Genomic DNA, 7490 nt, shown 5'->3' with positions numbered 1-7490 from the left:
TTGGGCATTGGGGATGGGGCATTGGGCATTGGGGAAAGAGAAAACCATCCCCTTATTTTTTAACCTTTTCTCAGTTCCCAGTCCCCAGTCCCCAGTAATTCTATGGCTCTACCCAGCGTTCATCTGCCTTAATCAGGTTAATTAATTCCTCTACACCTCTGTCTTCTGGGACTTTTTTAATTTCTTCTCTGCCACGATACAAAGAAATATAACCAGGGGTCTTGCCCACGTAACCATAGTCAGCATCCGCCATTTCTCCTGGGCCATTGACAATACACCCCATAACTGCTATGTCCAGCCCTGTGAGATGCTTCGTAGCTTCCCTAACTTTGTGTAGCACTTCTTCAAGGTTAAACAGAGTACGTCCACAGGAAGGACAGGCGACATACTCCACCATTGTCTTCCGCAATCCCAAAGCTTGCAAAATGCTGTAGCAGACGGGAATTTCTTTTTCTGGTGGTTCTGTAAGTGACACGCGAATTGTATCACCAATGCCATCAGCAAGTAATGTGGCAATACCGGCTGTAGATTTAATTCGCCCGTATTCACCATCACCAGCTTCCGTTACGCCTAAATGCAGGGGATAATCCATACCCAATTCATCCATGCGTTTGGCGATGAGTCGATAGGCGGCTACCATCACCGGTACTCGCGAAGCTTTCATCGAAATTACTAAGTTGTGGAAGTCCAAAGATTCACAGATGCGAATAAATTCTATGGCAGATTCCGCCATCCCTTCTGGTGTGTCACCGTAGGTAAATAGCATCCTTTCTGCGAGGGAACCGTGATTTACCCCTATTCGCATCGATTTACCTTGATCGCGCAAAGAAACTACTAGAGGTTCTAGGGTTTCGCGGATTTTTTCCCCAATTTCGTCAAATTCGGCTTTAGTGTACTCGGTTCTATTAATATTTGGTTTTTCAAAGACATACAAACCCGGATTAATCCGCACTTTTTCTATGTGCTTGGCAACTTCCACAGCGATTTTTAGACCATTGTGATGTACATCAGCCACAATTGGCACGTCTCGGTAAGTTTTAATTAATTTTTGTTTAATTTCTCCCAGCGCTTTGGCGTGAGCCAAACTAGGTACAGTGACGCGGACAATTTCACAGCCAATTTCGTGCAGACGACGAATAGCAGCTACCGAACCATCAACATCAAGAGTGTCTTCGTTGATCATCGACTGCACCACAACGGGATAACTACCCCCAATGGTGACATCTCCCACCTTTACAGGGCGGGTTTTACGCCGCTTGATAGTTGTATCAAAAGTGGATTGACTTGATGTGGTATTTGAAGTATTTACTGTGGGCAGAGTTTGCATAACCTGATTGAGTAAATTTGCTGTAGCTAAAATATCTGATTTGATAAATCTCTGTTTCCCAGATTGCCACAGGTGGGGCTTTTTTGAACGATTAAGTAGAAAAAAAAGGGAGAATGATACCAAATGAGAGACAACCAAAAGATTTATAGATTTTTCTGATCTATTAAAATATGTAACTTTAAAGCTTTTCTAGCTGATGTAGTGTGAATTGCGTTAGCGAATCTTAACGTTCGCGTAGCGTCTCGCAGAGAAACTCTCGTTCTAATACTGAGTTGTAAATATTATCAGCGCACTTCTAATTCTATGAACAAACCTTTCATACCTGTAATTCATTCAATTCCTAGCGGTGCAGCTTTAATTGGCACTGTACTCGACAAATATCCAATTAATAAACTCTGTAGCTGTAAGCTATACAAGCGGGGGCTAAATGATACATATTTGGTAGAAACAGAGGAAGAAAAGTATATTCTGCGGGTTTATCGGCGTGGTTGGAGAAATAAGCAAGAGATTGATTTTGAGCTGGAATTATTATCGTTTCTGCATGAGCAAAAGCAGCCAGTTGCTTATCCTATTACTAGAATTGACGGCGGTTTAACCACAGAGATTGCTGCACCAGAGGGAAAACGCTATGTGGCTGTATTTTCCTATGCATCTGGATATGCAGTTGATGGCAAGCTTGATACTAAACAAAGTTATATTTTGGGAGAGGTGCTAGCAGAAATTCATCAGGTACTAAATTCTTTTAAAAGCAGCTTTAGTCGCCCCATATTAAATAATGAATACTTACTTGATTGGTCAATAAGATCAATTACACCTCTCTACCAATACCGAAAAAAGGATCTTGATTTCTTTCAGCAAAAAATTGATAACATTAAAAACCAAATTGCAGAATTGAAATTAACTTTATTAGCACCTGGATATGGAATTTGTATTGGCGATGTTCATTCAGGAAATGCCAATTTTACAAAACAAAATGAGCCGACGTTATTTGATTTTGACCAGTGCGGTTATGGCTGGCGTGCTTTTGATATTGCAAAGTTTTTACATGCAGCGCTGAGGATGAAAATAGATGTTACTGTCAAAAACAGTTTTGTTGAAGGTTATCAAGCAATTCGTAAACTGAGTGAGTCTGAACTGACATCAATTCCTGTGTTTATCAAAGCTGCTCATATTTGGGTAATGGGAATTAGCACAAATGTAGTTGGTGACGTTTTACCTTATGGGTGGTTTACGGATGATTGGCTTGATGAACGATTGGCGATGTTGAAAATTTTAGATAATGTAGAAAGTGATAATTTTATAACATAGCTTTGATTAGATATTCTAAAAAATACCTAATTATGATCAATTTATAAGACCATTATCGGTGATACTAAATCTATATTGTAATAAGACAAATATACTATTATATATATGTGCAAATGCCAAGGGTATTAGAGGCGATCGCACACCCTATCAGATCAATTATACTTATTATCAAATCATTGAACACTCATGGTGGAAAAAACATCGGCATTTCATAAAGCTATAGAGGTTGTAGAAGCACTTGAGCCAGAGGAGCAAGCTATGCTTATAGAGATGATTCAAAAGCACCTCAAACAACGACGACGAGATGATTTATTAAAAGAAATCGCGCAAGCAGAGAGTGATTATGCTCAGGGTAAAGTCCGGTTTGGTTCAGTTGCAAACTTGATGTCGGAGTTAGACGAGTGAAAAATTTGGTTTGGAGTCCCATCTTTATTCGTGCTTTTAAGCGTGTTGTCAAGAAAAATCCTGAACTACGTTTTCAAATTGAGCAAGTTTTGCAACAAATAGCTGAAGATCCATTTCAACCCAATTTAGGTAGTCATCAGTTAAAAGGTGATTTATCGGGTATATGGTCATCTTCAATTAACTATAGTACTCGTATTTTCTTTAACTTCGTTGTGAATCCTGGCTCAGGAGAAGAATACGTATTATTATTGACTCTAGATTTTCATGATGATGTTTACTATGTAAAACATTGTTCTTAATTGATATAAATAAAATATAAAAAATCAGAACAGATTTTATATGAATACAAAAATAACAACCCAACTACCCATTCCTCAACACTTTAACGCTGAAAAAGTCGGCGAAGTTTGGCGCGTACCTTACCAAGAACGTGCAGCGGAAGCTGAAGCATGGGCAAAACAAAATCACATTAAGCCAGCATCTTTTGACCAAACCCGCATTTGTTTACTTTTAATTGATGTGCAAAACACCTTCTGTATCCCTGGATTTGAATTATTTGTTGGTGGCAAATCTGGAGATGGAGCGGTAAATGATAATCAGCGATTATGTGAATTTATCTATCGTAACTTGGGAGTAATTACAACAATTATACCCACACTAGATACCCACACAGCAACGCAAATTTTCCATCCTATTTTCTGGGTTAATGCCGCCGGAGAACATCCTATCCCAGCAGCTACTAGTATTACTCCAACAGATATTGAAAAAGGTATCTGGAAAGTTAATCCAGCAGTTGCTGAAAGTATTACTTATGGAGATTATGAATTATTAGAAAAACATGCCTATCACTATGTTAAGCAACTAAGTAAAGACGGTAAATATCCCCTCATTGTTTGGCCTTATCATTCGATGTTGGGTGGTATTGGTCATGCTTTAGTTTCATCTGTGGAGGAAGCAATATTTTTTCACTGTATTGCTCGTCAATGTCAGACGCAATTTGAAATTAAAGGGGAGAGTCCATTAACAGAAAACTATTCCATCTTACGTCCAGAGGTGTTGGAAGATTTTGAGCAACGTCCACTTGCTCAAAAGAACACACGTCTGATTAAGCAACTTTTAGAATTTGATGCCATAATTATTGGCGGTCAAGCTAAAAGTCACTGCGTCGCCTGGACAATTGACGATTTATTAACAGAAATTAAACAGATAGATGCGACCCTTGCTAAAAAAGTTTATCTGTTAGAAGATTGCACTTCTCCCGTTGTTGTTCCTGATGTTGTAGACTACACAGAACAGGCAGATGCGGCATTTACAAGGTTTGCAGAAGCAGGAATGCACATAATAAAATCTACCGAACCTATCTCATTATTTTTTTAAACCACAGGAACACAAAGATTTTCGCCACACTCCTTTGTGCTTACCCCTGCGGGAAGACGGAACGCATATACGTTTCAAAACAAACCTCATTTCTTTAAATAACTCTTTGGATCTTCCGCTACCCAACCTAGAGATGAGCTAGAACGTACTTCAAAATGGAGATGAGGCTGATTGGAAGTTGGTTTTCCACTAGTACCTACTGTTCCTAGTAAGTCTCCTTTTTTGACTTGCTGGCCAACAGTAACTTTGATACTGTCAAGTTGAGCGTAGCGGCTTTGGAGTCCACTACCATGGTTAATAATAACTAACTTGCCATAAGTACCTTGGTCAGTAGCAAAAGCTACAGTTCCTGGAGCGATCGCCTGTACAGGAGTACCTACTGTTGCTAGTAAATCGATACCACTATGGAAGAAAACTTCACCTGTTGTAGGATTAATTTGCCAGCCATAAGGTAGTACCACAGTTGTCGTTTGCGCCAGGGGATAACCAACCAGTGAGACACGGTTTTGTGTCCCTGCATCACTAGGGGAAGGGGATTTAGTTATAGAACGATTCGGCGACCAATTTACCCCTGGAACAAACACAATTCTAGGGTTTTTTTGACAGCCATTTACCTCAAACAGTGTATCAGCACGGACTTTGTACCTTGTTGCTACTTGTCGCCAAGTTTGGCCGCGAGGCACTTCAACAACAACGCCGTTGTAGGGAGGAATCTGAAGTACACTACCAACAGCAACAGCACCATTCTGCAAAGCTGGATTCATGCCGATAATAGTTGTAGGAATGAGATTGTAGCGCTGGGCTATGCTCTCCAAAGTTTCGCCACGAGCGACTTTATGGCGTTGAAAGCGAGATAAGGCTGGAGTTGGGCAATCTCCTACAGCAGCGTCGGCGGTGTTCGAGCCTGGTAGTATGGATGCTAGCCCCAAAGCGCTGACTAAGCTACAGAGAAATAGTTGACGATAGGGTAAAGTCATGTATGTACGTCAAGAGGGCGTTAACTTTAGATTTTAAATGGGGAATCGTAAGATCTGGGAGATTGGGGATTGGGTACTGAAGTAGGATTGAGGGTACAGATTATTCCCTATCACCCAATACTTTCCCTTATGAGCACTTCTTATCTGTTTTGTGCCCTAGGTAAAGGGTAAATTTAGCCTTTCCCTTTTATCCCTTAAGCGCGAGGCATTGCCCTATTACCTATCATCTCTTTCCTAACCCTAATCTGTGCTCCCCAATGCCTCATCCCCAATCCTGCCAATTCTTATGTAAATTAACCTGTCCACTTACCGTTTGCTTGACTACACTTAGAAATTAGCAACTGCATTGCTGTCCTTAAGCGTAATGATTATGAATTTATCCTTAAAGCAACTGGCTGCTTATCTATCTTTACTGGCAATTGGCGGCGGTGCAGGTTTGTTTAGCAGCCGCTATCTACTGCCGCAAAATCACGTATTTCGGCAGCTAAAAAATGTCACAATGGCTTCACCACCAGAGTCCGTAGTTCCTAATCCAGTCAACGGATCGATGGGGACTACTGGAGGCGATAATCTAAATTTTATTGCTACGGCAGTACAAAGAGTAGGTCCGGCGGTGGTACGAATTAATGCCACCCGTAAAGTAGCGAATCCGATCTCTGACGCTTTGAAAAATCCGCTTTTACGTCGATTCTTTGGAGAGGATGAGCAGCCAATTCCCCAAGAACGAATTGAGCGTGGTACAGGATCAGGATTTATTTTGAGCGAAAATGGAGAATTACTGACCAACGCTCATGTGGTAGCAGATACAGATACAGTACAAGTTACCCTCAAGGATGGTAGGACTTTTGAAGGGAAGGTGGCGGGAGTGGATGCTGTGACAGATGTGGCAGTTGTGAAGATAAGAGCGAATGATTTGCCTACAGTGAAGCTAGGTAATTCGCAAAATTTGATACCAGGACAGTGGGCGATCGCAATTGGCAATCCCCTAGGTTTAGATAATACTGTCACTATTGGCATCATCAGCGCTACAGATCGCACCAGCGCTCAAGTTGGTGTCCCAGATAAGCGAGTCAGCTTTATCCAAACCGATGCTGCAATTAACCCTGGTAATTCTGGTGGGCCCTTATTAAACGCCCAAGGAGAGGTGATTGGCGTTAACACTGCTATCCGCGCCGATGCTCAAGGACTTGGTTTTGCTATCCCCATTGAAACCGCCGCCCGTATTGCTAGTGAATTGTTTACCAAAGGGCGCGTGGAACATCCTTTCTTGGGTGTTGAAATGACAGACCTTTCTCCAACCAAGAAACAGCAAATTAATCAAGAGAATCAGCTCAATATTCAGCAGGATGCTGGAATTGTGATTAAAGGAGTTTTAGACGATTCGCCAGCTAAGCGAGGGGGACTGCTCCCAGGAGACGTTATTCAAAAAGTTAATGGTAAAACAGTCAAAACCTCAGCCCAAGTACAGAAGCTGGTCGAATCCAGTTCAGTCGGAGATATCCTGGCGATCGAAGTCAACCGCAGTGGAAAAATTCAAACCTTCAAAGTGCAGTCAGGGATTTATCCCAAAAAGTAGTCAACAGCCATCTGCTCACAGTCAAGAGTCAAAAATTCTTGGACTTTCGACTTTTGACTATTGAGTGTCAGACAAATGTTCTAACTGCATCCTTTGTTCCATCTGACGTAGAAAATACCCCGTCATCATCGCCGATGCTAAAAGCCCAGCTAGGTTATCCCGATCTGTTGTAATTTGCACGTTGAAATTTTCCGCGGGGAGCATTCCCACTAGTCCTTGGACATTTTGCGAAATGATTTGTTTAATTTCGGGGCTAACAGATTGGGCTACGCGGGCTAAAACATCAGGAGACTGATGCTGTAGATATTTGAGCAACTGATTGGGGTATTCCTCAGAGTGGTCGTTCAGAAGCTGATTGGGGTGTTCCTCAGAGTTGTCATTCAAAAAGTCAGGATTAAACACCATTGGCAGTTTTATTTAGCTTAGTTGCTAATTCTACTCTAAACCATAGTACAAGGGTAGCGCATTCACCACGGGTATAAGTCTAGAAGAGGAGGGGGCATTGGGGATGGGGCATTGG

At 41.5% G+C, this 7490-nt stretch carries 8 protein-coding genes; 5 read left to right on the top strand and 3 right to left on the bottom strand.

What is annotated here, in order from left to right:
• Positions 1 to 100: 100 nt before the first annotated feature.
• Entirely contained in the window at positions 101 to 1327 is a 1227-nt protein-coding gene (gene ispG / locus IQ246_RS27790; RefSeq protein WP_194006517.1) for a (E)-4-hydroxy-3-methylbut-2-enyl-diphosphate synthase, read from the bottom strand.
• Positions 1328 to 1765: 438 nt separating this feature from the next.
• Between ispG and IQ246_RS27785 the strand changes: the two genes are divergently transcribed.
• From IQ246_RS27785 to IQ246_RS27770, 4 genes are all read left to right on the top strand, one after another.
• The gene (locus IQ246_RS27785; protein ID WP_208492330.1) at positions 1766 to 2635 is read left to right on the top strand and encodes a phosphotransferase; all 870 of its coding nucleotides are present in this window, start codon (positions 1766 to 1768) and stop codon (positions 2633 to 2635) included.
• Between the two features lie 186 nt (positions 2636 to 2821).
• Positions 2822 to 3040, top strand: coding sequence for a hypothetical protein (locus tag IQ246_RS27780; protein WP_194006515.1), 219 nt, complete (start codon positions 2822 to 2824; stop codon positions 3038 to 3040).
• Positions 3041 to 3045: 5 nt separating this feature from the next.
• Complete coding sequence (locus tag IQ246_RS27775) at positions 3046 to 3339, top strand: type II toxin-antitoxin system YoeB family toxin (RefSeq protein WP_208492329.1); 294 nt, start codon at positions 3046 to 3048, stop codon at positions 3337 to 3339.
• Positions 3340 to 3379: 40 nt separating this feature from the next.
• Positions 3380 to 4417: an isochorismatase gene (locus IQ246_RS27770; protein ID WP_194006513.1), complete on the top strand. Its 1038-nt coding sequence runs from the start codon at positions 3380 to 3382 to the stop codon at positions 4415 to 4417.
• Between the two features lie 86 nt (positions 4418 to 4503).
• Here IQ246_RS27770 and IQ246_RS27765 read toward each other — a convergent pair whose 3' ends face one another.
• A complete protein-coding gene (locus tag IQ246_RS27765; RefSeq protein WP_194006512.1) occupies positions 4504 to 5394 on the bottom strand; it encodes a M23 family metallopeptidase in 891 nt (296 codons plus the stop codon).
• 370 nt (positions 5395 to 5764) lie between these two features.
• Here IQ246_RS27765 and IQ246_RS27760 point away from each other — a divergent pair, with 370 nt between their 5' ends.
• Positions 5765 to 6970 (top strand): HhoA/HhoB/HtrA family serine endopeptidase, encoded by a 1206-nt coding sequence (locus tag IQ246_RS27760; RefSeq protein WP_194006511.1) that lies wholly within the window; start codon positions 5765 to 5767, stop codon positions 6968 to 6970.
• Positions 6971 to 7027: 57 nt separating this feature from the next.
• Here IQ246_RS27760 and IQ246_RS27755 read toward each other — a convergent pair whose 3' ends face one another.
• Positions 7028 to 7375 carry a DUF760 domain-containing protein gene (locus IQ246_RS27755; RefSeq protein WP_194006510.1) on the bottom strand — a complete coding sequence of 116 codons (348 nt, stop codon included), beginning with the start codon at positions 7373 to 7375 and terminating at the stop codon, positions 7028 to 7030.
• Between the last annotated feature and the right edge of the window lie 115 nt (positions 7376 to 7490).

This window comes from aff. Roholtiella sp. LEGE 12411 (assembly GCF_015206995.1).
Taxonomy (GTDB): domain Bacteria; phylum Cyanobacteriota; class Cyanobacteriia; order Cyanobacteriales; family Nostocaceae; genus Komarekiella.
This window is presented reverse-complemented; position numbering and strand designations above follow the sequence as displayed.

Excerpts from the sequence above, each read along its gene's own strand:
- IQ246_RS27765 (WP_194006512.1), bottom strand. The coding sequence starts at position 5,394 with ATGACTTTACCCTATCGTCAACTATTTCTCTGTAGCTTAGTCAGCGCT.
- IQ246_RS27755 (WP_194006510.1), bottom strand. The coding sequence starts at position 7,375 with ATGGTGTTTAATCCTGACTTTTTGAATGACAACTCTGAGGAACACCCC.
- IQ246_RS27770 (WP_194006513.1), top strand. The coding sequence starts at position 3,380 with ATGAATACAAAAATAACAACCCAACTACCCATTCCTCAACACTTTAAC.
- IQ246_RS27760 (WP_194006511.1), top strand. The coding sequence starts at position 5,765 with ATGAATTTATCCTTAAAGCAACTGGCTGCTTATCTATCTTTACTGGCA.
- ispG (WP_194006517.1), bottom strand. The coding sequence starts at position 1,327 with ATGCAAACTCTGCCCACAGTAAATACTTCAAATACCACATCAAGTCAA.
- IQ246_RS27780 (WP_194006515.1), top strand. The coding sequence starts at position 2,822 with ATGGTGGAAAAAACATCGGCATTTCATAAAGCTATAGAGGTTGTAGAA.